We start from the raw sequence: 22,080 nt of genomic DNA, 5'->3' as shown, positions 1-22,080 counted from the left end.
AACCGCCGGAATGACGGAAAGAGGAAGAATGGCCGGTCATCTCATTTCGAAGCTTTCGGGCGCGCTTCTGGTCGCCGTCCTGGCCCTTTCGGCATGTGCCGCGCCGCAGGCGAACCGGGGCGTTTCGGCGTCAACCGCATCTGTCGGCTCGGGCACCTATCCCAATCTCAACGTTCCGCTGCAACCGGCCGCCGCGCAGATCACGCCGGAAGAGCGCACGGCGACGGCAGACGAATTGCGCGCCCGCCGTGATGGCCTCGCCCCTGCTGCGGCAACGCCGCCGGCGTCTTCCGCGGCGCAGTTGCGCCAGATCGGCAGCACTCATGCCGAAGGCGCGATCCGTCGCATCGAACGCAATTGAGGGCGATGGTCCGTCTCGACCGTCGCTTTGAAACTGTGTATAGCCGCGTCCATTCCCTCTAGCCGCGCCGGGTTTGCCCCATGGAAGAGTTTCACAAGGTCCGCCGTCTTCCGCCCTACGTTTTCGAGCAGGTGAACCGCCTGAAGGCTTCCGCTCGCGCCAGAGGCGCCGACATCATCGATCTGGGTATGGGAAATCCCGACCTGCCGACGCCGAAGGCGATCGTCGACAAGCTGGTCGATGTGGTCCGCGATCCACGCACGCACCGCTATTCGTCCTCGCGCGGCATTCCGGGCCTGCGCCGCGCGCAAGCGAATTACTATGCCCGCCGCTTCGGCGTGAAGCTCAATCCCGACACGCAGATCGTCGCCACGCTCGGCTCCAAGGAGGGCTTCGCCAATATGGCGCAGGCGATCACCGCGCCCGGCGACGTGATCTTGTGCCCGAACCCGACCTATCCGATCCACGCCTTCGGCTTCATCATGTCGGGCGGCGTCATCCGCTCGATGCAGGTCGAGCCCGATAACGGTTTCATCCCGGCGCTCGAGCGGGCGATCAAGCACTCGATCCCCAAGCCGCTGGCGCTGATCATGAACTACCCGTCGAACCCGACGGCGCATGTCGCCTCGCTCGACTTCTACAAGGAGGTCGTCGCGTTCGCCCGCAAGAACGACCTTATCATCCTGTCCGATCTCGCCTATGCCGAGATTTACTTCGACAACACGCCGCCTCCGTCGATCCTCCAGGTTCCGGGCGCCATGGACATCGCGGTCGAGTTCACGTCGATGTCGAAAACCTTCTCCATGCCCGGCTGGCGCATGGGCTTTGCAGTCGGCAACGAGCGCCTGATCTCGGCGTTGACGCGCGTCAAATCCTATCTTGACTATGGCGCCTTCACGCCGATCCAGGTCGCCGCGACTGCCGCGCTCAACGGCGACGGCGCTGAAGTCGACGAGGTCCGCAAGGTCTATCACCGCCGCCGCGACGTCATGGTCGACGCGTTCGGTCGCGCCGGCTGGACCATTCCGGCGCCGGCCGCGACGATGTTCGCCTGGGCGCCGATCCCCGACCAGTTCAGGCATCTTGGCTCGCTGGAATTCTCCAAGCTTCTGGTGGAAAAGGCAGACGTCGCGGTCGCGCCGGGCATCGGCTTCGGCGAGCATGGCGACGACTATGTGCGCCTCGCGCTGGTCGAGAACGAGCACCGCATCCGCCAGGCGGCGCGCTCGATCAAGAAGTTCATGGGGGCCTCGGCTCCGGCACCCGACAATGTGGTGCAGATCGGCGCGCGGCGCTGAACGACAAAACTGGGTATTGAAAGGACGATTGGGGGCATGAGCGAAGCATTGCGCGTGGGTATCGCCGGGTTGGGCACGGTCGGCGCTTCCGTCGTCCGGCTGGTCACCGAGAGGGCGGCCGAACTCACCCGCCAGTGCGGCCGGCCGATCTCCATCGTTGCCGTCACCGCACGCGACAAGTCGCGCGACCGGGGCATCTCGCTCGACGGCATGGAATGGTTCGACGATCCGGTCGCTCTCGCGAAGTCGAAGGACATCGACGTCTTCGTCGAACTGATCGGCGGCGATGAGGGGCCGGCCCGCGAATCGGTCAAGGCCGCGCTCGACGCCGGTCATCACGTCGTCACCGCCAACAAGGCGCTTCTCGCCAAGCATGGCCTCGCTCTCGCTGACGCCGCCGAAAAGCGCGGTGTGCTGCTGAACTACGAAGCGGCCGTCGCCGGAGGCATTCCCGTCATCAAGACGATGCGCGAGGCGCTGGCCGGCAACACGGTGCTGCGCGTTTTCGGCATCCTCAACGGCACCTGCAACTACATTCTGACGCGCATGGAGGCCGAAGGCATTTCCTTCGAGGACTGCCTCGCGGACGCCCAGCGCCTCGGCTATGCCGAGGCCGACCCGACCTTCGACATCGAGGGCAACGACACCGCCCACAAGCTCGCCATCCTCACCAGCCTCGCCTTCGGCACCAAGATCGCCGCCGACGACATCTACATGGAAGGCATCTCGAACATCACGCAGGCCGATATCCGCGCCGCGTCCGAACTCGGCTACCGCATCAAGCTTCTCGGCGTCGCGCAGAAGACCGAGACCGGAATCGAGCAGCGCGTCCACCCGACCATGGTGCCGACCGCGTCGGTCATCGCGCAGGTTCACGGCGTCACCAACGCCGTCGCGATCGAGACCGACATTCTGGGCGAACTGCTGCTCTCCGGCCCCGGCGCCGGCGGCAATGCCACCGCCTCGGCGGTCATCGGCGACATCGCCGATATCGCCAAAAGCCGTCCCGGCTTCCAGCACGGACCCGTCTTCGGCCGCCCCGCCAGGGAACTCGCGCCGTGCAAGAAGGCGAGGATGCGCGCCCATGAAGGCGGCTACTTCATCCGCCTGACGGTCTATGACCGCACCGGCGTCTTCGCGGCCCTGTCGCGGCGCATGGCCGACAACGACATTTCGCTGGAATCGATTGTCCAGCATTCCGACCGGGATGCTGCGGCCGACCAGAAAACCGTCATCCTCGTCACGCATGAGACGACGGAAGCGGCCGTGCGCAAGGCGATCGACGGCGTGACGAAGGACGGCCACCTCGTCGACACGCCGCAGGTCATCCGCATCGAGCGTGCCGGCTGATGGCGCGCCGGGCAGCGCCTTGACCCTGGAGCGGCGTCGCTTCTTCGACGTGCGCCGGTCGGTGCGGGGTCTCGCCTGGGAACACCGGCTCGATCCGCGCCAGGAAAACATCGCGCTCGCCATCGCCCAGTCCCATGGCGTGCCCGACATCGTCGCGCGCGTCCTCGCAGCGCGCGGCGTCGGGCTCGACGAGACGCCGCGCTTTCTCGACCCGACCATCCGCGACCTGTTGCCCAACCCGTCGTCGCTGACTGACATGGACAAGGCCGCCGAACGCATCGCCGATGCGATCGAGCGCCGCGAGCCGGTCGCGATCTTCGGCGACTACGACGTCGACGGTGCCTGTTCGTCGGCGCTGATGACGCGTTATCTCGCCCATTTCGGCGTGCCGGCCGAAATCTACATCCCGGACCGCATCTTCGAAGGCTACGGCCCGAACCCGGATGCCATGCGCGACCTCATTTCGCGCGGCGCGAAGCTGATCGTGACCGTCGACTGCGGCACCAACAGCGCGCCCTCCATCGACGCCGCCAACGAGGCGGGCGCAGGCGTCGTCGTTCTCGATCATCATCAGGTCGGCGGTCCGCTGCCCGCTGCGGTCGCGGTCGTCAATCCGAATCGCGAGGACGATCTGTCGGGTCAGGGGCATTTGTGCGCTGCCGGCGTGGTTTTCGTCACGCTGGTCCGCGTCACCAGCATCCTGCGGTCGCGCGGCCGCACCGATCTGCCCGATCTCCTGTCGATGCTCGATCTCGTCGCGCTGGCAACCGTCTGCGACGTTGTTCCCCTGACTGGTGTCAACCGCGCCTTCGTCGTCAAGGGGCTGGCCGCCGCGCGGCGGCTCGGCAATCCCGGCATCGCAGCTCTGGCGCGCATTTCCAGGATCGGCGAGCCGCTGAACGTCTTTCATTTCGGCTTCATCATCGGCCCGCGCATCAATGCAGGCGGGCGCATCGGCGATGCGGCATTGGGATCGAAGCTTCTGGCCTGCGACGATCCGGTCGAGGCCGGCACGATCGCCGAGACGCTCGATCGGCTCAACCAGGAGCGTCAGGCGATGGAAGCCGTCATGCTGCTCGACGCCAAGGCGCAGGCTGATGCAGAACTCGTCCATGGCGACGGGCCGGGCGTTCTCGTCGCCGTCAGCGACAATTGGCATCCGGGCATTGTCGGCCTTCTCGCCTCGCGCTTGAAGGATCACGCGCGCCGTCCCGCCTTCGCGATCTCGTTCAACGCCAGCGGTGTCGGCAGCGGCTCGGGACGCTCTGTGCCCGGTTTGGATCTCGGCCGCCTCGTCCGCGACGCCGTCGATGTCGGCCTGCTCGTCAAGGGCGGCGGACACGCGATGGCGGCGGGCATTACCGTTCGCCGCGAAAAGCTCGGCGAGTTGCGCGCCTTCTTCGAGGAGCGCGCGGCAGCGCAGGTCAAGGACCTTCGCGACGGCGAGACGCTGAAGATCGACGCCGCGCTCTCCGCCGAGGGTGCGCGCTTCGATCTCCTCGACGCGATGGAAACGGCAGGGCCTTTCGGCGCCGGCCATCCGCAGCCGGTTCTTGCCTTGCCGCGCCACCGCATCCTCGACGCCCGCGCTGTGGGTGCCGCTCATCTGCGCGTCGAACTTGTCTCGGAAATGGGCGGGCGGTTGCAGGCCATGGCGTTCCGCTCGGCCGAAACCGATCTCGGCCGTTTTCTGGCGACTTCCCGTGGCCAGACGGTCCATGTCGCCGGCTCTATCGCGTCCAACTACTGGAACGGCTCGCGCTCGGTGCAATTCAGGATTCTGGATGCGGCGAAAACCTAAGCCAGGACGTTCTGCAGCCGATCGAGTTCGGCAAGCTGTGCCCGAGTCGCGTCATAGCCGAGCTTGATCAGTTCGTCGGCGCGGTGAAACTCCGTCAGCCCGATATGGCCGAGCTTTGGATGAAGGGAGAGGTCCGGCGGATCTCCCGCCAGCCGCGCTCGCGAAATGCGGTCCTGGATGATGTTGAAGGCTTCGACCATGACGCCGGTGATGCCGAGCCGTGATTCCCGGTCGCGCGGCCCTTTGTCGACGATGAGCGGGGTTTTCTTGCCGTCGGTCATTTCCTCGCCATCCTCCGGCATGTCGGCCGAGTGCTTGATGACGGCGGCGCGCCCGAACAGATCGTAGTGAAGGTTCACGGCCACGACGAGGGGCTGTTCGTAGGCGCGGCAGACGGACACGGGGACCGGGTTGACCAAAGCGCCGTCGACCAGAACGCGCTTGTTGCAGACGACTGGCTCGAAGACGCCGGGCAGCGCATAGGATGCGCGCATCGCGTTGATCAGCGATCCGCTCGACAGCCAGATTTCGTGGCCGGTGCGGATCTCGGCGGCAACGCATACGAAGGGCCGCGGAAGGTCGGCGAAGGTCAAACCTTCCAGATGTTCCTGCATCCGCGCCGTCAACCGCATTCCGCCGAGAAGGCCCGAACCGCGCAGGTTGAAGTCGAGCAGGCCGAATATCCGGCGCTTCGTCAACGATCGGGCGAAATCCTCCAGTTCATCCAGCTTACCTGCCAGATAGCAGCCTCCGACCAGCGCGCCGATCGAGGTGCCGGCGATCATGTTGATGCGGATGCCTGCCTCGTCGAGCGCGCGCAGCACGCCGATATGGGCCCAGCCGCGCGCCGCGCCACCGCCCAGCGCCAGTGCAATGCCCATCGGCTCCGGCTTTTCCCGGAGCTTGATGTCGGGCGAAGGCGGCAAGGGCGCGCCTGCTTCCGGCTTGCTCATGAAGGACGCCCAGTCGAGCATCGGTCGCTCCGTCTCAGATCGATCCATATTGCCTGGATATGGTATCGGAAGAATGAAGACGAGCGATGCGCCAGAGCAATCGCCTATTTGGTGTAGATGTCTTCGGGATCGAACTTCGGCTCGGAATCGATGATCAGCCGCGCGCTTCCGTCCGCCAGTTCGGCCTTGCGATAAAAGCAGGAGCGCCGGCCCGTATGGCACGTCGCGCCATGCCCCGCGACTTCCACGCGAAGCCAGATCGCGTCCTGGTCGCAATCGGTGCGCAACTCGACGATGGTCTGGAGATTGCCCGACGTCTCGCCCTTCTTCCAGAGTTCGTTGCGCGAGCGTGACCAGTAATGCGCGATGCCTGTCTCCAGGGAAAGGGCAAGCGCTTCGGCATTCATGTGTGCCACCATCAGCAGAACACCGTCTCTCGCATCGGTGACGATGGCGGTAATCAAGCCGGCTGCATCGAATCGCGGGGCCAGAACGGCGCCCTCTTCGAGCGCCGCCTTGGAGGTCGGGGGAGATGAGAACTGCATCTGGTCCTGCGGGTAATGGAGATCAGGGGGCGCGGAAATCTCGCAGCGACATCATGAAGCGTGCCTGCTCTTCAGGATGATCGCGGAATGCCCCGGTAAATGTCGATGTCATGGTGCTGGAGCCCGATTTGCGAATGCCGCGCATGGCCATGCACATATGCTCGGCCTCGATGACGACCGCGACGCCGCGCGGCGTGAGCGCATCCTGGATTACGCCGGCGATCTGCGCCGTCATGGCTTCCTGCGTCTGGAGGCGGTGGGCGAAGATGTCGACCACGCGCGCTATCTTCGACAGGCCGACGACCTTGCCATCCGGCAGGTAGCCGACATGCGCCTTGCCGATGATCGGCACCATATGATGCTCGCAATGCGAGTGGAACGGGATATCGCGGATCAGGACCAGATCGTCATAGCCGGCCACTTCCTCGAAGGTCCGGCCCAGTTCCTCGAACGGGTCCTGATCGTAGCCGGAAAACATCTCCCTATAGGCTTTTGCGACGCGCTTTGGCGTATCGACCAGCCCCTCGCGGTCCGGGTCGTCTCCGGTCCAGCGTAGCAGGACGCGCACCGCCGCTTCCACTTCGGCCTGTGTCGGGCGCGGCTTTTGCTCAATCGTCTTTTCGGCGTCGGCGCGGTTGGGGAATGATTTCACAATTGCGTCCATGAAAGGCGTCTCCCGTAGTTCCCCTCTACGGAGGAACGAGTTGAACGGACCACAGCCTTTCCCGGAAATTCGGCCAACCGTGCCGTCGATCCGAAATGGCGTGCATACAAATGACCGTGATGCCGGGGACGGCTTGTCGGGTCAATTGCACAACCACTATATATTCTCGCATCGGCCGATGAAAAGGCATGGCAGCGGCGACGAATTGTTCAGCCGCGCCGCAAAGTTGGAATCTGCGATGATCGACGATGTCTACAACGCGAAAATCCTGGGCTTTGCCGGCAATATCGAGCGGCTCGGCCGTCTTTCCGACCCGGATGCGAGCGCGACCGCACATTCCAAGTTGTGCGGATCGACCGTGACCATCGACATCAGGATGCACGGCGACGAAGTGGTCGATTTCGCCCATGAGGTGAAAGCCTGCGCGCTCGGTCAGGCATCGTCCTCGATCATGGCGCGCCATGTCGTCGGTGCCCGCGCTGGCGAATTGCGCAGCGTGCGCGAGACGATGCGCCGCATGTTGAAGGAAAACGGTTCGCCGCCAGAAGGCCGTTTCGCCGATCTGCGCTATCTGGAACCCGTGCGCGACTACAAGGCACGTCACGCCTCGACCATGCTGACCTTCGACGCCGTCGTCGACGCCATCGACCAGATCGAAAAAAAGCGCGCCGGCCAGGCGGCGTAGGGGGAGAACATGCGGCCATCCGAATCGCTTGCCAGGCACCGGGATGAGGTTCTCGCCGTCATCGCCCGTTATCCGCTCGCCAACCCTTGCCTTTTCGGTTCGGTCGCCAGAGGTGACGATGCGGAAGGAAGCGATATCGACATTCTCGTCGAGGATCGCGCCCCCATGTCGACATTCGAACTCGCCGATCTTGAACTCGAATTGGAAGCTCTTCTCAAAACAAGGGTCGATGTGCGGTTAAGGACCGACCTGTCGAAAGATGTTGCGAGCCGCGTGGCAAGCGACCTTCGGCCGTTGTGATGCGACAATCCGACGACAAGGCAATTGACGATCTGTTGGCCGACATCGTCCATTGGTCCGAGCGGATTGAGGCGTACATCCTACATCTTTATGACCAAGCGTTCGAACGAAGTAAACTCGTGCAGGATGCAGTTATCCGCTGTCTCGAAGTGGTTGGCGAAGCGTCGGGGCGAATACTGAAAATCGATCCGGACTTTCAGGTGCGCTATCCGCTTCTCGAACTGAAGCAGGCATACCGGGCGCGCAATCGGACTGCGCATGGTTATGGCTCGGTCAGCGTCGCGTCGATCTGGCGATCCGCGACGTTCGCCTCACCGCGTTTGGCGCAGGAAGCCCGGCGCGGGCTTGCTGCGCGAAGGCGATGACCAACCGCTCGCGCAACTGGTCCGGCCCCTGGCCGCGCACGCCGGGGCGGCTGTTCGGCACCGGACTGGTGCGTCTCTATCAGCTCACGCTTTCCGGCTTCGTCGGCAATTCGTGCCGGCATTATCCGACCTGTTCGGAATTTGCCTATGAGGCGATCGCGCGCCATGGGCTGTGGCGGGGCGGGTTCATGGGGCTCTTTCGCGTGATGCGGTGCGGACCGGGCGGGACGCACGGCATCGACCTCGTCCCCGAACGGCTCGACCGCGACCAGGCATGGTATGCGCCGTGGCGCTTGTGGCGCGTCAGCCGCAAGACCGGCGCGGCCTGATCTTGTCGATATTCGCCTGATCGGCTAAACGCGCTGGCATCGACAACCACCTGCGCTCGTTTGCAGGACTGGATAGGAAGCATTTGATGCCCGAAATCTCCCTGACATTTCCCGATGGTTCCGTTCGCGCGCACGACGCCGCCGCGACGGGTGCCGATCTCGCCAATTCCATCTCCAGGTCGCTAGCCAAGAAGGCGGTCGCCTATGCGGTCGACGGTCAGGTGCGCGACCTGTCCGATCCGCTCGCCGGCGACGGTGCGGTCGAGATCATCACGCGCAGCGATCCGCGCGCCCTGGAACTGATCCGCCACGATGCCGCTCACGTCCTCGCCGAGGCGGTGCAGGAGCTTTGGCCCGACACGCAGGTCACCATCGGCCCGGTCATCGAAAACGGCTTCTACTACGATTTCGCCCGCGACACGCCCTTCACGCTCGACGATTTGCCGGTCATCGAGAAGAAGATGCGCGAGATCATCGGCCGCAACAAACCCTTCACGAAACAGGTCTGGACGCGCGACAAGGCACGTCAGGTCTTCGCCGAGAAGGGCGAGGCGTACAAGGTGGAACTGATCGACGCGATCCCCGCCGACCAGGACCTCAAGATCTACGCGCAGGGCGACTGGTTCGACCTTTGCCGCGGCCCCCACATGGCCTCCACCGGCCAGATCGGCAACGCGTTCAAGCTGATGAAGGTGGCTGGCGCCTACTGGCGCGGGGATTCCAACAACCCGATGCTGACGCGCATCTACGGGACGGCATTTGCCGAGCAGTCCGATCTCGATGCCTATCTGCACCTGCTGGAGGAGGCCGAGAAGCGCGACCATCGCCGGCTCGGCCGCGAAATGGATCTCTTCCATTTTCAGGAGGAAGGGCCGGGCGTCGTCTTCTGGCACGCCAAGGGCTGGCGCATGTTCCAGAAGCTGACGGCCTATATGCGCCGACGGCTGGAAGCCGACTATGACGAGGTGAACGCGCCGCAAGTGCTCGATTCCTCGCTCTGGCAGACCTCCGGTCATTGGGGCTGGTACAAGGAGAACATGTTCGCGGTGCAGTCGGCCGATCCGAAGGCGGAGGACCAGCGCGTCTTCGCCCTGAAGCCGATGAATTGCCCCGGCCATGTCCAGATATTCAAGCACGGCCTGAAGTCGTACCGCGAACTGCCGATCCGGCTTGCCGAATTCGGCACGGTCCATCGCTACGAGCCGTCCGGCGCCCTTCACGGCCTGATGCGCGTGCGCGGCTTCACGCAGGATGATGCGCACATCTTCTGCACGGACGAGCAGATGGCGGCCGAGTGCCTGAAGATCAATGACCTGATCCTCTCGGTCTACGAGGATTTTGGCTTCGACGAGATCGTCGTGAAGCTCTCGACGCGCCCGGAAAAGCGCGTCGGCTCCGATGCTCTCTGGGATCGCGCCGAATCCGTCATGATGGACGTTCTCAAGCAGATCGAAGCGCAGTCGGGCGGGCGCATCAAGACCGGGATCATGCCGGGTGAGGGCGCGTTTTACGGGCCGAAGTTCGAGTACACGCTGCGCGATGCGATCGGCCGCGAATGGCAGTGCGGCACGACGCAGGTCGACTTCAACCTGCCCGAACGCTTCGGCGCCTTCTACATCGACAAGGATTCGGAGAAGAAGCAGCCGGTGATGATCCACCGCGCCATCTGCGGCTCCATGGAGCGCTTCCTCGGCATCCTGATCGAGAACTTCGCCGGCCATTTCCCACTCTGGTTCGCGCCGGTGCAGGTGGTCGTCGCGACCATCACCTCCGACGCCGACGACTACGCGAAATCGGTCGTCGCCCGGCTGAAGGCGGCCGGCATCCATGCCGAGCCGGACCTGCGCAACGAGAAGATCAACTACAAGGTCCGCGAGCACTCGATGGCCAAGGTCCCGGTCATTCTCGTGTGCGGCAAGCGCGAGGCGGAGGAGGCGACGGTCAACATGCGCCGCCTCGGCTCGCGCGACCAGCAGTCGCTGCCGCTGGACGAGGCGCTGGAGCATTTGCGGCAGGAAGCGGTCGCGCCGGACCTGAAGCGGCTCGCTTCCGCGAACTGATCGAACGAGGGGCGGCTCCGGTCGCCCCTTTTCACATGGCTGTCATGGCGCTGCGCGACATTGCCGGCCATGATCGCGATCCGCCGCCAGCGCCTCTTTCCCGAACTCAGCTACGCCAATGCGAGCCATCGGCGGGTGCAACGCTTTGTGATCGAGCGTATCGAGCATTTCTGCGGACGCGACCGCTTCGCCGCCCTTTACGACATCTGGCGTCGCGACGTCGCGCCGGGCGGCGTCGATCTCTTTTCAACCATGTTGCGCATGGTCGGTATCGAATTGCGAATCAAGGGCGTCTGGCCGCCTGCACACCTGCCAGATACGCCTTTGGTCATGGTCGCCAACCATCCGTTCGGAATTGCCGATGGCATCGCGATCCTGTCGCTCGCCGAGCGGCTCGGCCGCCCGTTCCGCGTGATGATCCACAAGGATCTGATGCGGATATCGGAAATGGTGCCCTATGCGCTTCCGATCGACTTTTCCGAAACCCGTGAGGCGGTCGCCGCCAATCTGGCCGTGCGCAATGAGGCTCTGCGTCTCCTGAAGGCGGGCGTCACCATCGTCGTCTTCCCGGCAGGCGGCGTCGCGACGGCGACCCGGATCGTCGGCAAGGCCAGCGATCTGGAATGGAAGATGTTCCCGGCGCGCTTGGTTCGCGATGCGCGCGCGTCCGTCGTTCCGCTGCATTTCGAGGGCCAGAACAGCCGGTGGTTTCACCTTGCGAGCCATTTTTCGATGACGCTGCGAACCGCGCTGCTGATCCCGGAATTCACGAGGCGCGCAGGTCGTCCGATGGACGTGCGGATCGGCCCCGTCATTCACGCCGACGAGTTCGATCGTGAGCGCAAGGCGATTCTGGAGCGCATGTACCGGGCCGTCTTCGAACTGGCTGATGAGCGCACCATGCGGGCTGTGGCACCGGCCACTCTCGGTGAATTCTTCGTCCGCTAACCACCGCCGGAAGCGTCGATCCGGTCGCCGCCATTTTCGTCGGCGATGACCTCGACATCGCTGTTCCGGCCAGCAACGACCCTGAATTCACGCTGGTAGAGACGCTCGCGGTTGCGCGCGACGGCGACATAGTCGCCTTCCGCAAGCACCATCGACGCGAATGCGCCGACGCTCTCGCGCACGATGTCGCCCGAATCGGTGAGAATCGCCCATGACGTGTCGGCGATCGCCTCTCCGCCCGCCTCGCGCACGAGCTTCATGGTGATCTCGGCCGCCTTGTGCTCGACCGTTGCCTCGGTCAGTTGCCCAGCCTCCACGCGGATGTCGGAGCGGATGACCGCGTTGACGTTTCCATAGGTCGACACGACGTGATAGGTGCCGCTGTTGAGGCGCACCACCGCCTTCGGACTGACATTGGGCACGATCAGCGCGCGTTCGCCCGCTGCGTCGCCGGCCCCTTCATAGACGGAAAAGCGTAGCTTGTCGGATGGAATTCCACCCCCGCCGGAAATGACCGCGTCGAGCTTGAGCCCGCCCGCGTCGAGCACGAATTGTTCCTCGCGCGCATTCGGGCCGATGGTGATGCGCTTCGTCGCGCCGGCCCGGCCGAACGTCGCATGGACGAGATAACTGCCGGGATCGAGCTGGAAATTGCTGGTTCCGCCCTGTGCGGTGGCGATCAGCGGCAGTTTTCCGTCCGGTCCCGGTTCGGGTCGGAAGACGCGCCAGACCATGCCACGCTCGATCTCGGCGCCGTCGCCGGTCAGTCGGGCGGACAGGGTGAGCGAGCCGGCTCCGGGCATGGCAAGCGGCACTCCGATCGAAGGCGCCGCATAGCCGGTGATGCCCGGCAGTTCGATTTGCGGCAACGGAGAGGGCATCTGGATTTGCGGCAATGTTCCAGCGCCCCCATCGGGCTGCGACTGGATCGGCGGCAGTGAAAGAGGGGGAGGCGTTGCCGCGCCGGGGATTTCGAGCCGCGGCATTGCGCCGGATGGAGCTCCGAAGCCGAGATTGCCGCCGGGTCCGGGACCTGAACCGCCAAATCCGCCGCCAGGACCTCCATCTTGCGCGTGAACCGGAGCGATGCCTGTCAGCAAGGCGAGAATGACGACGCGGATCAGTCGCATTGTGAACGGTCTGGCACAGGAAACATACCTTGCGTTGAACCCGAAAGCGGTGGCAATTTCAAGGCTCTCCGACAGGGCGGGGAGGTCGGCTTTCCATCTTGCGAATGCCGTTATTCCCGCCGATTCAATCCCTTGGAAGAGGAAAACACGATTTGACGTCTTCGACGATCGAATTCCTTCTCAACAGGAAGTCCGCCCCCATTGCCGAGTTGAATGGCCCCGGCCCCTCGGATGACGAGATCCGCACGCTCCTGACCATCGCAGCACGAGTGCCCGATCATGGCCGCCTGGCGCCCTGGCGGTTCATCCTCTATCGCGGCGATGCGCGGGAGCGGGTGGGCGAGAAACTGGCCGAACTGGCCGAGAAGCGCGAAGGACCGCTCACCGATGCGCGCCGCGAGCAGGAGCGCACACGCTTTTCGCGCGCGCCGCTGGTGATCGGCGTCGTCCACGTTCCGCGCGACAATCCGAAAATTCCGCAATGGGAGATGTTCCTGTCCGGCGGTGCCGTCGCGATGAACCTCCTCGTTGCCGCGAGCGCCATGGGCTATGGCGCGAACTGGATCACCAACTGGTATTCGGACCTGGAGGAGGGGCGGGCGATCCTCGGCCTGAAGCCGCCGGAGCGCGTCATCGGCTTCGTCCATATCGGCAGTTTCGAGGGCGAGGCGTTCGAGCGCCCGCGCCCCGATCTCGATGCGCTGATCACCGAATTCGGAGCCGATTCCTGATGTTTTACGAGCCGAAGAACGGCCACGGCCTGCCACATGACCCGTCGAAGGCGATCGTCTCGCCGCGGCCGATCGGCTGGGTTTCGACCCTGTCCGGCGCGGGCGCTCTCAACCTTGCGCCCTATTCATTCTTCAACGCGCTGACGACCGCGCCCTTCCTGGTCATGTTCTCGTCGGAAGGCGAGAAGGACAGCGTCGTCAACTGTCGCGCGACGGGCGAATTCGTCATCAATCTCGCCAGCCGTGATCTCGCCGAGGCGATGAATGCCAGCGCGGTCGATGCGCCGCACGGGATGAGCGAGTTCGACTACGCGAAGCTTCAAACCGCGCCGTCGAGGCTCGTCGCTCCGCCGCGCGTGGCGAGCGCCCACGCCGCGCTCGAATGCAAGGTCACGCAGATCTTCCGACCCGTCGGCCATGACGGAAAGCCGTCCGCCGCGACCGTGGTCATCGGCGAGGTCGTCGGCGTCCATATCGACGACGATGTCCTCACCAACGGCCTCTTCGATGTCGTCAAGGCAGGCAATCTCGCCCGCCTCGGCTACATGGATTATACCTCCGTCACCGAGACCTTCGCCATGCGCCGTCCGCGCTGGAAGGCCGATTAGGCGATTCCGGCGGCGGCCGCGCGGGCGATCAGCCGCTCGGCGCGCTTGAGATGCGGGCGGTCGAACATCGCGCCGTCGATGGCGACGACGCCGGGATTGCCGGCCGCCGCGAAAGCCGCGATCACCGCGCGGGCGTGGGCGACGGCCTCGACGGAGGGCGTGAAGACCTCGTTGATGATCGGAACCTGCGCCGGATGAATCGCCATGCGCCCGGTAAAGCCGTCGCGGATGCCGGCAACGCAGTCGGCACGAAATCCGTCCTCGTCACGGAAATTCGGAAACACCGTGTCGATCGCGGCGGCCTGCGCGGCGCTCGCCGCAAGCAGCGTCACCGCGCGCGCAAGACTGAAAAGGTCCGTATAGGCGCCCGTCTCGTCGCGCGTCGCGCTTGCACCGATATCGGCCGACAGGTCCTCCGCGCCCCAGGTCAGCGCGCCGAGCCGCGCATGGGCGCGGTAGGTCGCGGCGGCGAGGACGCCGGCACCCGTTTCGGTGATGATGGGAATGATCTGCGTCGCCCCATCCTCGATGCCGTGATCGGCCTCGTGGACGCGCAGCTTGGCCGACAGATGCTCCAGATCGGCATAGCCGCTGCATTTGGGCAGCATGATCGCATCGGGCCGCGCGGCCATCACGGCCGCGAGGTCGTCGTCGGTGAGGCCGGTCGTCAGGTCGTTGACGCGCACGATCAGTTGCGGACCGCCCGGCCGGCGCTTCGCGACGAAGTCATGTGACAGTTCGCGCGCGGCCGGCTTGTTCGCAGCCGAAACCGAATCCTCCAGATCGAGAATCAGCGCGTCGGCGCCGGAACCGAGCCCTTTGTCGAGTTTGCGCTCCGAATCGCCGGGCACGAAGAGCATGGAGCGCATCAGACGGGCCTCCTCAGCATCATGGCCTGGCGCGTGCATTTCGCGACCAGCACGTCGTTCTGGTTATAGGCCCGGTGCTCGAATTCGATGATGCCGCGATCGGCCTTCGACTTCGACGGCCGCACGCTCTTCACCTCGGTCTCGACGCGCACCGTGTCGCCATGGAAGAGCGGATGCGGAAACACCGTGTCGGTCATGCCGAGATTTCCGATCGTCGTGCCGAGCGTGGTGTCATGCACCGAGATGCCGATCATCAGGCCGAGCGTGAACAGCGAATTGACGAGCGGCTTTCCCCATTCGCTTTTCGCCGCGAAATCGAAATCGATGTGGAGCGGCTGCGGGTTCAGCGTCATCACCGAGAACAGCATATTGTCGCTCTCGGTGATGGACTTGGTCAGCGTGTGCCGGATGATTTGTCCCGGCACGAATTCCTCGAGGTAAAGTCCTGCCATGAACGGCTTCTCCTGATCGCGAACATGACGCGTTAAAGAACATGGTGAACCGTTCGTAAACCAATTCGCGCTAGCGTCCACGCATAGTTTGCGAAGGGGACGGGCGTGACGACGGCAATCGCGGAAACATATCTGCGCTCGACGCGCGCCAGCGAACGCGCCACTGCGGCCGAATATCTCGCCAACACCGTTGTCGCCGCTGAAACGCCGCGCGAGGATCGCCATGCCGCAATTTCGGCGCTCACCCTTCTTGCCGAAGACCCGTCGCCGAACGTTCGCGGCGCCATCGCCAGCGCCCTCGCGGGCAGCCGCCGCGCGCCGCTTCACATCGTCCTGCATCTGGCCAAGGACCAGCCGTCCGTCGCCGCGCCGATCCTCCTGCGTTCGCCGCTTCTGACCGAAAACGATCTGGTCGAACTCGTCGTCATGCTCGATGCGCGCGGCCAGGCCGTGATCGCCCGCCGCGCCGCTCTTGCGCCCGGTCTTGCCGCCGCGCTTTGCGCATTCGGTTCGCGCGAAGCCGTCATCGAACTTGCCCGCAACGACGATGCCGAAATCCTGCCCTCGGCCTTCCGCCAGATGGTCGAGCGCTTCGGTACGGAGGCCGAATTGCGCGAGATCCTGATCCGGCAGGCGCGGCTGCCCGTCGATTGCCGGCACCGCCTGCTCGCCAGCATCGGCGACGTCCTCAGCCAGTCGACTTTCGTCAAGGCGGTGATCGGTTCGGATCGCGCGGCGCGGGTCACCCGCGATGCGATGGCCCGCTCGACCATCGCCCTCGTCGAAGGCACACGGCCGGCGGACATGTCCGACCTCGTCAGCCGCCTGAGAGAGGCGGGCCATCTGACCACCGCCTTCGTCCTGCGCTGCATGGCGCTCGGCAAGATGGAGTTCTTCGTCCATCTCGTTGCTCACCTTGCCGCCGTCCCTCAGGAGCGGGTTCGCACGATCCTCGTTTCGGGGCGCGATCTTGCGATCACCGCGCTCTTCGACAAGGCGCGTCTCGCCGCACCGATCCACCGGCCGCTCGTCGGCGCCATCCATGTCTGGCGCGGGGTTGCGCGCGGGGACCGCATCGCGGGCGTGCGCGAGGCCAGCCAGGCGATGATCGACGCGATTGGCGATGAAAACGCGTCGCAGGCCGGTCCGATCGTCAGCCTTCTGCGGCAGGTGCAAGCTGACGCGATGCGCTCGGCAGCCACCGAAACGGTGAGAATAGCCGCCTAGATATCGAGTTCGCCCGCGAATTCGGCATTGTCCTGGATGAAGCGGAAGCGCAGTTCGGGCTTGGTGCCCATCAGCGCGTCCATGGACGCCTTGGTGGCGTCTTCGTTCTCCTGGACTTCGACGCGCAAGAGCGTTCGCTTCCTCGGGTCCATGGTCGTTTCCTTGAGCTGGCTCGCCAGCATCTCGCCAAGGCCCTTGAACCGGCCGAGCTCGACCTTGCCGCGCCCGGTGAATTCGGTGCGCAAAAGTTCCTCCTTATGCGCGTCGTCGCGCGCATACATCGTCTTGCCGCCCTGCGTCAGCTTGTAGAGCGGCGGCACGGCCATGTAGAGGTGACCGCCGCGCACCAGTTCCGGCATTTCCTGGTAGAAGAAGGTGATCAGCAGCGAGGCGATATGCGCGCCGTCGACATCCGCGTCGGTCATGATGATCACGCGGTCGTAGCGCAGATCCTCCTCGCGGTATTTCGACCGCGTGCCGCAGCCGAGCGCCTGGATCAGATCGGCGATCTGCTGGTTGGCGGTCAGCTTCTCCCGGCCCGCGCTCGCCACGTTCAGGATCTTGCCGCGCAGCGGCAGCACGGCCTGGCTCGCCCGGTCGCGCGCCTGCTTGGCGGAGCCGCCGGCCGAATCGCCCTCGACGATGAAGAGTTCGGCTCCGGCCGCCGCGTTCTGCGTGCAGTCGGCGAGCTTGCCCGGCAGGCGCAGCTTGCGCACCGCGCTCTTGCGGCTGACTTCCTTTTCCTGGCGCCGCTTCACGCGTTCGTCGGCGCGCGCGATCACCCATTCGAGAAGCTTGGAGGCTTCCTGCGGATTGTCGGCGAGCCAGTGATCGAACGGGTCGCGCACCGCGTTCTCGACGATGCGCTGCGCCTCGCCGGTCGCCAGCCTGTCCTTTGTCTGGCCGACGAATTCCGGCTCGCGGATGAAGACGGAGAGCATTCCTGCCGCAGAGATCATCACGTCTTCGGCGGTGACGACCGAGACGCGCTTGTTGCCGGTCAGTTCGGCATAGGCGCGCAGGCCGCGCAAAAGCGCATTGCGCAAGCCCGTTTCGTGCGTGCCACCCTCGGGCGTGGGAATGGTGTTGCAGTAGGAATTGAGGAAACCGTCCCCGCCATGCCAGGTGATTGCCCATTCGAGCGAACCATGCCCGTTCGCCTTTTCGCTCTTGCCGGCAAAGGGTTCGCGCGTAACCTGATATTCCGAGCCCAGCGAGGCGAGCAGATAGTCTTTCAGCCCGCCGGGAAAATGGAAGGTCGCCTTGTCGGGCGTCTTGTCCTTCTCACCGATCAGCGCGGGGTCGCACGACCAGCGGATCTCGACGCCGCCGAAGAGATAGGCTTTTGAGCGCGCCATCTTGTAGAGCCGTGCCGGCTCGAAACGGGCATTCGCCCCGAAGATCTGCGCGTCTGGATGAAACCGAACCCTGGTGCCGCGCCGGTTCTGCACGTCGCCGAGAAATTCCAGCCCGCCTTGCGCGATGCCGCGCGAGAAACGCTGGCGGTAGAGCTTGCGCCCGCGCGCAACCTCGACCTCCAGATCGTCCGACAGCGCATTGACGACCGAGACGCCGACGCCGTGCAGGCCGCCCGACGTCTCATAGACCTTCGAATCGAACTTTCCGCCCGCGTGCAGCGTCGTCATGATGACTTCGAGCGCCGATTTTTCCTTGAACTTCGGATGCGGGTCGACCGGAATGCCGCGACCATTGTCCGTCACCGACAGAAACCCGTCCGCGTCTAGTTCGACCTCGATGAAGGTCGCGTGGCCTGCCACCGCCTCGTCCATCGAATTGTCGATGACCTCGGCGAAAAGGTGATGCAGCGCCTTTTCGTCGGTGCCGCCGATATACATGCCCGGCCGCCGGCGCACCGGCTCCAGCCCCTCCAGAACCTCGATGTCGGCCGCGCTGTAGCCGTCGCTGGCATCCTTTGCTCCGACCGCCGGTGCCGCGGTGCCGGCGCGCCTGGCAGCAGCCACGATCGGGTCGGCAGGTCGCGCGGCCGGCTTGGTCGGCGTCGGGGCAGCGAGGTCACCGAAGAGGTCGTTGTTGTCGTCCATGGCGGAGGCGTGGTCCGTTCGCGAATCAGATCGAGCGTTCTCGCGCGGCTGTCATCCTAGCCGCGGCCAGTCTAATGCAGGAGATCGCGGCAAAAATGAAGGGGCGCGTTCTCGATTCGTCCACAGGCAATTGGGAGCGCGCCTTGCCGAATCGAAGGTCGCGCCCCTGACGTCAACTCGCCAGCGCCTCCATCGGCGGGCACGAGCAGACGAGGTTGCGGTCGCCCGCGACATTGTCGATGCGCGAGACGGGCGGCCAGTATTTCGACGCCATGTTCGCGTCTCCGGCCGGGAAGGCCGCCTCGGTTCGCGAATAAGGATGCGCCCATTCCGCCGCCATCACGTCGATCGCCGGATGAGGGGCATTGACGAGCGGATTGTCGTCCTTCGGCCACTTGCCGTCGGCCACATTTGCAGCCTCGCCGGCAATGGCGATCATGGCGTCGCAGAAACGGTCCACCTCTGCCTTGGGCTCCGATTCCGTCGGCTCGACCATCAGCGTGCCCGCGACCGGCCACGACATGGTCGGCGCGTGGAAGCCATAGTCGATCAGGCGCTTGGCGATGTCCTCCACCGAAACGCCCGCGCTTTCCTTCAAGACCCGCGTGTCGAGAATGCACTCATGCGCGACGCGCCCGTTGCGGCCGCGATAGAGCACCGGAAAATGCGGCTCCAGACGTTCGGCGATGTAGTTGGCCGAAAGAATCGCAAGTTCCGTCGCGCGCTTCAGGCCCGGCGCACCCATCATGCGGATATACATCCAGGTGATCGGCAGGATCGAGGCCGATCCGAAGGGCGCAGCCGCCACCGCATGGCGCGAGCCGTCCGCGACATGGCCCGGCAGGAACTTCGCCAGATGCGCCTTGACGCCGATCGGCCCGATGCCCGGTCCGCCGCCGCCATGGGGAATGCAGAAGGTCTTGTGCAGATTCATGTGGCAGACATCGGCGCCGAGGTCGCCCGGCCGCGCGAGGCCGACCATCGCGTTCAGGTTCGCGCCGTCGAAATAAACCTGACCGCCATGGTCGTGGACGATCTTGCAGATGTCGCGGACGCCTTCCTCGAACACGCCATGCGTCGAGGGGTAGGTCAGCATAAGCGCCGCCAGCCGCTCGGCATGTTGATCGGCCTTCGCCTTCAGGTCGTCGAAGTCGATGTCGCCATGGTCGGTGCATTTGACGACGACGATGTCCATCCCCGCCATCGAAGCGCTGGCCGGATTGGTTCCGTGGGCGGAGGAGGGGATCAGGCAGACGGTGCGCTGTTCGTCGCCCCGCGCCCGGTGATAGCGGCGGATGGCGAGAAGGCCCGCATATTCGCCCTGGCTGCCGGCGTTCGGCTGCAAGGATACCGCGTCGAAGCCGGTGATCTCGGCCAGCCATTTTTCGAGCTGGTCGAACATCGCCTTGTAGCCCTCGGCGCTGCCTTCCGGCGCGAATGGGTGGAGGTTGGCGACACCGGCCCAGCTCACCGGCATCATCTCGGCCGCCGCATTGAGCTTCATCGTGCAGGAGCCGAGCGGGATCATCGCCCGGTCGAGCGCCAGGTCCTTGTCGGCGAGGCGGCGCAGGAAGCGCATCATCTCGGTTTCAGAGCGGTTCTCGTGGAAGACCGGCTGGCTCATGAACGAGCCCGAGCGCGATCCGGGCAGTCGCGCATCCGCCGCTTTCGGCAGTTTCACGCCGAAGAGGTCGGCGATGGCGGCAAGGTCGGCCTCCGTCGAGGTTTCGTCGAAGCTGATGCCGATCCGGCCGTCCTCGAAGTCGCGCAGCCACAGGCCGCGCTCCATCGTCTTCTCGACAATCGCTTCGGCGTGCTTCGTCGTCACGGTGACCGTGTCAAAGAAGCGGTCGCTCGCGACCTCGATGCCCTTGGTCTTGAGCCCTGCATGAAGCCGCGCCGCGAAGCCATGGATGCGGTTCGCGATTTCCTGCAAACCGTGCGGCCCGTGCCAGACCGCATAGGCAGCCGCCATGTTGGCGAGCAGGGCCTGCGCGGTGCAGATGTTGGAGGTCGCCTTGTCGCGGCGGATGTGCTGTTCGCGCGTCTGGAGCGCGAGGCGGTAGCCGACGCGGCCGCCCGCATCGAGCGACTGGCCGACGAGCCGGCCCGGCATCAGCCGGGTGAACCTGTCCTCGACGGCGCAATAGGCCGCGTGCGGCCCGCCATTGCCCATCGGCACTCCAAAGCGCTGCATCGAGCCGACCGCGATTTCCGCACCGAGCGAGGCCGGCGCCTGCGTGATCGTCAGCGCCAGCGGATCGGCGACGAAGATGACGACCGCGCCCGCCGCCTTGGCCCTGGTGATCTCGTCCTTGTGCTCGCCAAAGACGCCGTTGGTGTCCGGCCAGGGGATGATCAGCGCCGCCGTCTCGTCATCGACGGGGTCACACCCGATGGCAATGCCAAGCGGCTCGGCGCGCGTCTCGACCACGTCGAGCGTCTGCGGATGCAAGGCGCCCGCGATCGAGATTTTCAGGCGCTTCATCCGGTGATGGCGAAAGGCGATGCCGACTGCCTCGGCCACCGCCGTCGCTTCGTCGAGCAGCGAGGAGGAGGCGACCGGCAGGCCGGTCAGTTCCGTTACCAGCGTCTGGAAATGGAACAGCATCTCCAGCCGTCCCTGGCTGATTTCCGCCTGATAGGGCGTGTAGGCCGTGTACCAGGCCGGGTTCTCGAAGAGATTGCGCTGGATGACCGGCGGAACATGGGTGCCGTGATATCCGGCGCCGATGAAGCTTTTCGCGACGACGTTCTTGTCCATCATGCCGGATAGCTCGGCGAGCGCCTCCTGTTCGCTGGCTGGCGCCGGCAGGTCGAGCGGTCCCTCCAGCCGGATCGATTTCGGCACGGCCTGACTGATCAGCGTGTCGATGGAGGTGACGCCCAGAGTTTTCAGCATGTCGCGCTGGTCGGCCGGGCCGGGGCCGATATGGCGATTGGCAAAGCTGGTGCTCATCGGTCGATCTCCGTCAGGCCGTCGTCGCGTCATAGGCGGCGCGGTCCATCAGGCCGTCGAGCGCGGCCTTGTCGGCAAGCTTCATCTTCCACAGCCAGCCATCCTTTTCGGCGGCCGAATTGACAAGACCGGGATTGTCCGAAAGCCCGTCATTGACCTCCGTCACCTCGCCAGCGAGCGGCGCATAGACATCGGACGCGGCCTTGACCGATTCGACGACGACCACGGTGTCGCCCTTGTCGATGGTCCGGCCTTTCTCGGGCAGTTCGACGAAGACGAGATCGCCGAGTTGTTCCTGCGCGTAATTGGTGATGCCGACCGTCGCGATGTCGCCCTCGACGCGGATCCATTCATGGTCTTCGGTGAAGTAGGTCTGGGCCAT

22 protein-coding genes are annotated in these 22,080 nt (G+C 64.9%); 13 read left to right on the top strand and 9 right to left on the bottom strand.

The genetic code is table 11. The annotated features are described in order from the left end of the window. The first annotated feature begins 28 nt into the window (after positions 1-28). The 4 genes from PZ895_RS16710 to recJ all read left to right on the top strand — a co-directional run bounded on the left by PZ895_RS16710 (position 29) and on the right by recJ (position 4,810). Positions 29-361: a hypothetical protein gene (locus PZ895_RS16710; protein WP_275840133.1), complete on the top strand. Its 333-nt coding sequence runs from the start codon at positions 29-31 to the stop codon at positions 359-361. Between the two features lie 80 nt (positions 362-441). Then, positions 442-1,659 (top strand): LL-diaminopimelate aminotransferase, encoded by a 1,218-nt coding sequence (locus PZ895_RS16705; RefSeq protein ID WP_275840132.1) that lies wholly within the window; start codon positions 442-444, stop codon positions 1,657-1,659. A 36-nt stretch (positions 1,660-1,695) separates the two neighbouring features. Then, a complete protein-coding gene (locus PZ895_RS16700; protein WP_275840131.1) occupies positions 1,696-3,009 on the top strand; it encodes a homoserine dehydrogenase in 1,314 nt (437 codons plus the stop codon). A gap of 19 nt (positions 3,010-3,028) precedes the next feature. Then, the gene (gene recJ / locus PZ895_RS16695) at positions 3,029-4,810 is read left to right on the top strand and encodes a single-stranded-DNA-specific exonuclease RecJ (protein WP_275840130.1); all 1,782 of its coding nucleotides are present in this window, start codon (positions 3,029-3,031) and stop codon (positions 4,808-4,810) included. Here recJ and PZ895_RS16690 read toward each other — a convergent pair. The 3 genes from PZ895_RS16690 to folE all read right to left on the bottom strand — a co-directional run bounded on the left by PZ895_RS16690 (position 4,807) and on the right by folE (position 6,972). Further along, positions 4,807-5,784: a patatin family protein gene (locus PZ895_RS16690; protein ID WP_275840129.1), complete on the bottom strand. Its 978-nt coding sequence runs from the start codon at positions 5,782-5,784 to the stop codon at positions 4,807-4,809. The two genes, recJ and PZ895_RS16690, sit on opposite strands and share 4 nt — an antisense overlap. 83 nt (positions 5,785-5,867) lie before the next feature. Continuing rightward, on the bottom strand, positions 5,868-6,308 hold the full coding sequence (hisI, locus tag PZ895_RS16685; RefSeq protein WP_275840128.1) for a phosphoribosyl-AMP cyclohydrolase: 441 nt from the start codon (positions 6,306-6,308) through the stop codon (positions 5,868-5,870). Between the two features lie 22 nt (positions 6,309-6,330). Next, complete coding sequence (gene folE, locus PZ895_RS16680) at positions 6,331-6,972, bottom strand: GTP cyclohydrolase I FolE (RefSeq protein ID WP_275840127.1); 642 nt, start codon at positions 6,970-6,972, stop codon at positions 6,331-6,333. A 238-nt stretch (positions 6,973-7,210) separates the two neighbouring features. On the opposite strand from folE, the gene PZ895_RS16675 reads away from it, so the two are divergent. The 6 genes from PZ895_RS16675 to PZ895_RS16650 all read left to right on the top strand — a co-directional run bounded on the left by PZ895_RS16675 (position 7,211) and on the right by PZ895_RS16650 (position 11,659). Continuing rightward, positions 7,211-7,657, top strand: a complete 447-nt coding sequence (locus tag PZ895_RS16675; protein ID WP_275840126.1) for an iron-sulfur cluster assembly scaffold protein — start codon at positions 7,211-7,213, stop codon at positions 7,655-7,657. Between the two features lie 9 nt (positions 7,658-7,666). After that, complete coding sequence (locus tag PZ895_RS16670; protein WP_275840125.1) at positions 7,667-7,957, top strand: nucleotidyltransferase domain-containing protein; 291 nt, start codon at positions 7,667-7,669, stop codon at positions 7,955-7,957. Further along, complete coding sequence (locus PZ895_RS16665) at positions 7,957-8,322, top strand: HepT-like ribonuclease domain-containing protein (protein WP_275840124.1); 366 nt, start codon at positions 7,957-7,959, stop codon at positions 8,320-8,322. The genes PZ895_RS16670 and PZ895_RS16665 overlap by 1 nt, the downstream gene beginning before the upstream one ends. Then, positions 8,319-8,651 carry a membrane protein insertion efficiency factor YidD gene (yidD, locus tag PZ895_RS16660; protein ID WP_275840123.1) on the top strand — a complete coding sequence of 111 codons (333 nt, stop codon included), beginning with the start codon at positions 8,319-8,321 and terminating at the stop codon, positions 8,649-8,651. The genes PZ895_RS16665 and yidD overlap by 4 nt, the downstream gene beginning before the upstream one ends. 83 nt (positions 8,652-8,734) lie before the next feature. Continuing rightward, positions 8,735-10,711, top strand: coding sequence for a threonine--tRNA ligase (gene thrS / locus PZ895_RS16655; RefSeq protein WP_275840122.1), 1,977 nt, complete (start codon positions 8,735-8,737; stop codon positions 10,709-10,711). Positions 10,712-10,780: 69 nt separating this feature from the next. Further along, positions 10,781-11,659, top strand: coding sequence for a lysophospholipid acyltransferase family protein (locus PZ895_RS16650; RefSeq protein ID WP_275840121.1), 879 nt, complete (start codon positions 10,781-10,783; stop codon positions 11,657-11,659). Here the strand turns inward: PZ895_RS16650 and PZ895_RS16645 are convergent. Beyond that, the gene (locus PZ895_RS16645) at positions 11,656-12,789 is read right to left on the bottom strand and encodes a hypothetical protein (protein WP_275840120.1); all 1,134 of its coding nucleotides are present in this window, start codon (positions 12,787-12,789) and stop codon (positions 11,656-11,658) included. The genes PZ895_RS16650 and PZ895_RS16645 overlap by 4 nt on opposite strands. 152 nt (positions 12,790-12,941) lie before the next feature. On the opposite strand from PZ895_RS16645, the gene PZ895_RS16640 reads away from it, so the two are divergent. Both PZ895_RS16640 and PZ895_RS16635 read left to right on the top strand, forming a co-directional pair. Then, positions 12,942-13,520, top strand: coding sequence for a nitroreductase (locus PZ895_RS16640; protein ID WP_275840119.1), 579 nt, complete (start codon positions 12,942-12,944; stop codon positions 13,518-13,520). Next, positions 13,520-14,128 carry a flavin reductase family protein gene (locus PZ895_RS16635; protein ID WP_275840118.1) on the top strand — a complete coding sequence of 203 codons (609 nt, stop codon included), beginning with the start codon at positions 13,520-13,522 and terminating at the stop codon, positions 14,126-14,128. The genes PZ895_RS16640 and PZ895_RS16635 overlap by 1 nt, the downstream gene beginning before the upstream one ends. On the opposite strand, the gene PZ895_RS16630 is transcribed toward PZ895_RS16635, so the two are convergent. Next, positions 14,125-14,997, bottom strand: coding sequence for a CoA ester lyase (locus PZ895_RS16630; protein ID WP_275840117.1), 873 nt, complete (start codon positions 14,995-14,997; stop codon positions 14,125-14,127). The genes PZ895_RS16635 and PZ895_RS16630 overlap by 4 nt on opposite strands. Beyond that, positions 14,997-15,449, bottom strand: coding sequence for a MaoC family dehydratase (locus tag PZ895_RS16625; RefSeq protein WP_275840116.1), 453 nt, complete (start codon positions 15,447-15,449; stop codon positions 14,997-14,999). The genes PZ895_RS16630 and PZ895_RS16625 overlap by 1 nt, the downstream gene beginning before the upstream one ends. Before the next feature lie 105 nt (positions 15,450-15,554). Here PZ895_RS16625 and PZ895_RS16620 point away from each other — a divergent pair, with 105 nt between their 5' ends. Continuing rightward, positions 15,555-16,676 carry a DUF2336 domain-containing protein gene (locus PZ895_RS16620; protein WP_275840115.1) on the top strand — a complete coding sequence of 374 codons (1,122 nt, stop codon included), beginning with the start codon at positions 15,555-15,557 and terminating at the stop codon, positions 16,674-16,676. Here the strand turns inward: PZ895_RS16620 and parE are convergent. The 3 genes from parE to gcvH form a co-directional block, all read right to left on the bottom strand. Further along, positions 16,673-18,739: a DNA topoisomerase IV subunit B gene (gene parE / locus PZ895_RS16615; RefSeq protein WP_275840114.1), complete on the bottom strand. Its 2,067-nt coding sequence runs from the start codon at positions 18,737-18,739 to the stop codon at positions 16,673-16,675. The genes PZ895_RS16620 and parE overlap by 4 nt on opposite strands. Positions 18,740-18,911: 172 nt before the next feature. Then, entirely contained in the window at positions 18,912-21,698 is a 2,787-nt protein-coding gene (gene gcvP / locus PZ895_RS16610) for an aminomethyl-transferring glycine dehydrogenase (RefSeq protein ID WP_275840113.1), read from the bottom strand. A 13-nt stretch (positions 21,699-21,711) separates the two neighbouring features. After that, positions 21,712-22,080, bottom strand: a complete 369-nt coding sequence (gene gcvH, locus PZ895_RS16605) for a glycine cleavage system protein GcvH (protein ID WP_275840112.1) — start codon at positions 22,078-22,080, stop codon at positions 21,712-21,714.

Origin of the sequence: Mesorhizobium sp. YIM 152430, assembly GCF_029210365.1 — a bacterium.
In the GTDB taxonomy this organism is placed as follows: domain Bacteria; phylum Pseudomonadota; class Alphaproteobacteria; order Rhizobiales; family Rhizobiaceae; genus Aliihoeflea.
The sequence above is the reverse complement of the archived record's forward strand: the minus strand, read 5'-3'. Positions and strand labels throughout refer to the sequence as shown.

Coding starts and splice junctions, on each gene's coding strand:
- PZ895_RS16710 (WP_275840133.1), top strand. CDS start 29: ATGGCCGGTCATCTCATTTCGAAGCTTTCGGGCGCGCTTCTGGTCGCC.
- PZ895_RS16705 (WP_275840132.1), top strand. CDS start 442: ATGGAAGAGTTTCACAAGGTCCGCCGTCTTCCGCCCTACGTTTTCGAG.
- PZ895_RS16700 (WP_275840131.1), top strand. CDS start 1,696: ATGAGCGAAGCATTGCGCGTGGGTATCGCCGGGTTGGGCACGGTCGGC.
- PZ895_RS16690 (WP_275840129.1), bottom strand. CDS start 5,784: ATGCTCGACTGGGCGTCCTTCATGAGCAAGCCGGAAGCAGGCGCGCCC.
- hisI (WP_275840128.1), bottom strand. CDS start 6,308: ATGCAGTTCTCATCTCCCCCGACCTCCAAGGCGGCGCTCGAAGAGGGC.
- folE (WP_275840127.1), bottom strand. CDS start 6,972: ATGGACGCAATTGTGAAATCATTCCCCAACCGCGCCGACGCCGAAAAG.
- PZ895_RS16675 (WP_275840126.1), top strand. CDS start 7,211: ATGATCGACGATGTCTACAACGCGAAAATCCTGGGCTTTGCCGGCAAT.
- PZ895_RS16670 (WP_275840125.1), top strand. CDS start 7,667: ATGCGGCCATCCGAATCGCTTGCCAGGCACCGGGATGAGGTTCTCGCC.
- PZ895_RS16665 (WP_275840124.1), top strand. CDS start 7,957: ATGCGACAATCCGACGACAAGGCAATTGACGATCTGTTGGCCGACATC.
- yidD (WP_275840123.1), top strand. CDS start 8,319: ATGACCAACCGCTCGCGCAACTGGTCCGGCCCCTGGCCGCGCACGCCG.
- PZ895_RS16650 (WP_275840121.1), top strand. CDS start 10,781: ATGATCGCGATCCGCCGCCAGCGCCTCTTTCCCGAACTCAGCTACGCC.
- PZ895_RS16645 (WP_275840120.1), bottom strand. CDS start 12,789: ATGCGACTGATCCGCGTCGTCATTCTCGCCTTGCTGACAGGCATCGCT.
- PZ895_RS16635 (WP_275840118.1), top strand. CDS start 13,520: ATGTTTTACGAGCCGAAGAACGGCCACGGCCTGCCACATGACCCGTCG.
- PZ895_RS16630 (WP_275840117.1), bottom strand. CDS start 14,997: ATGCGCTCCATGCTCTTCGTGCCCGGCGATTCGGAGCGCAAACTCGAC.
- PZ895_RS16625 (WP_275840116.1), bottom strand. CDS start 15,449: ATGGCAGGACTTTACCTCGAGGAATTCGTGCCGGGACAAATCATCCGG.
- parE (WP_275840114.1), bottom strand. CDS start 18,739: ATGGACGACAACAACGACCTCTTCGGTGACCTCGCTGCCCCGACGCCG.
- gcvP (WP_275840113.1), bottom strand. CDS start 21,698: ATGAGCACCAGCTTTGCCAATCGCCATATCGGCCCCGGCCCGGCCGAC.
- gcvH (WP_275840112.1), bottom strand. CDS start 22,080: ATGGCCCAGACCTACTTCACCGAAGACCATGAATGGATCCGCGTCGAG.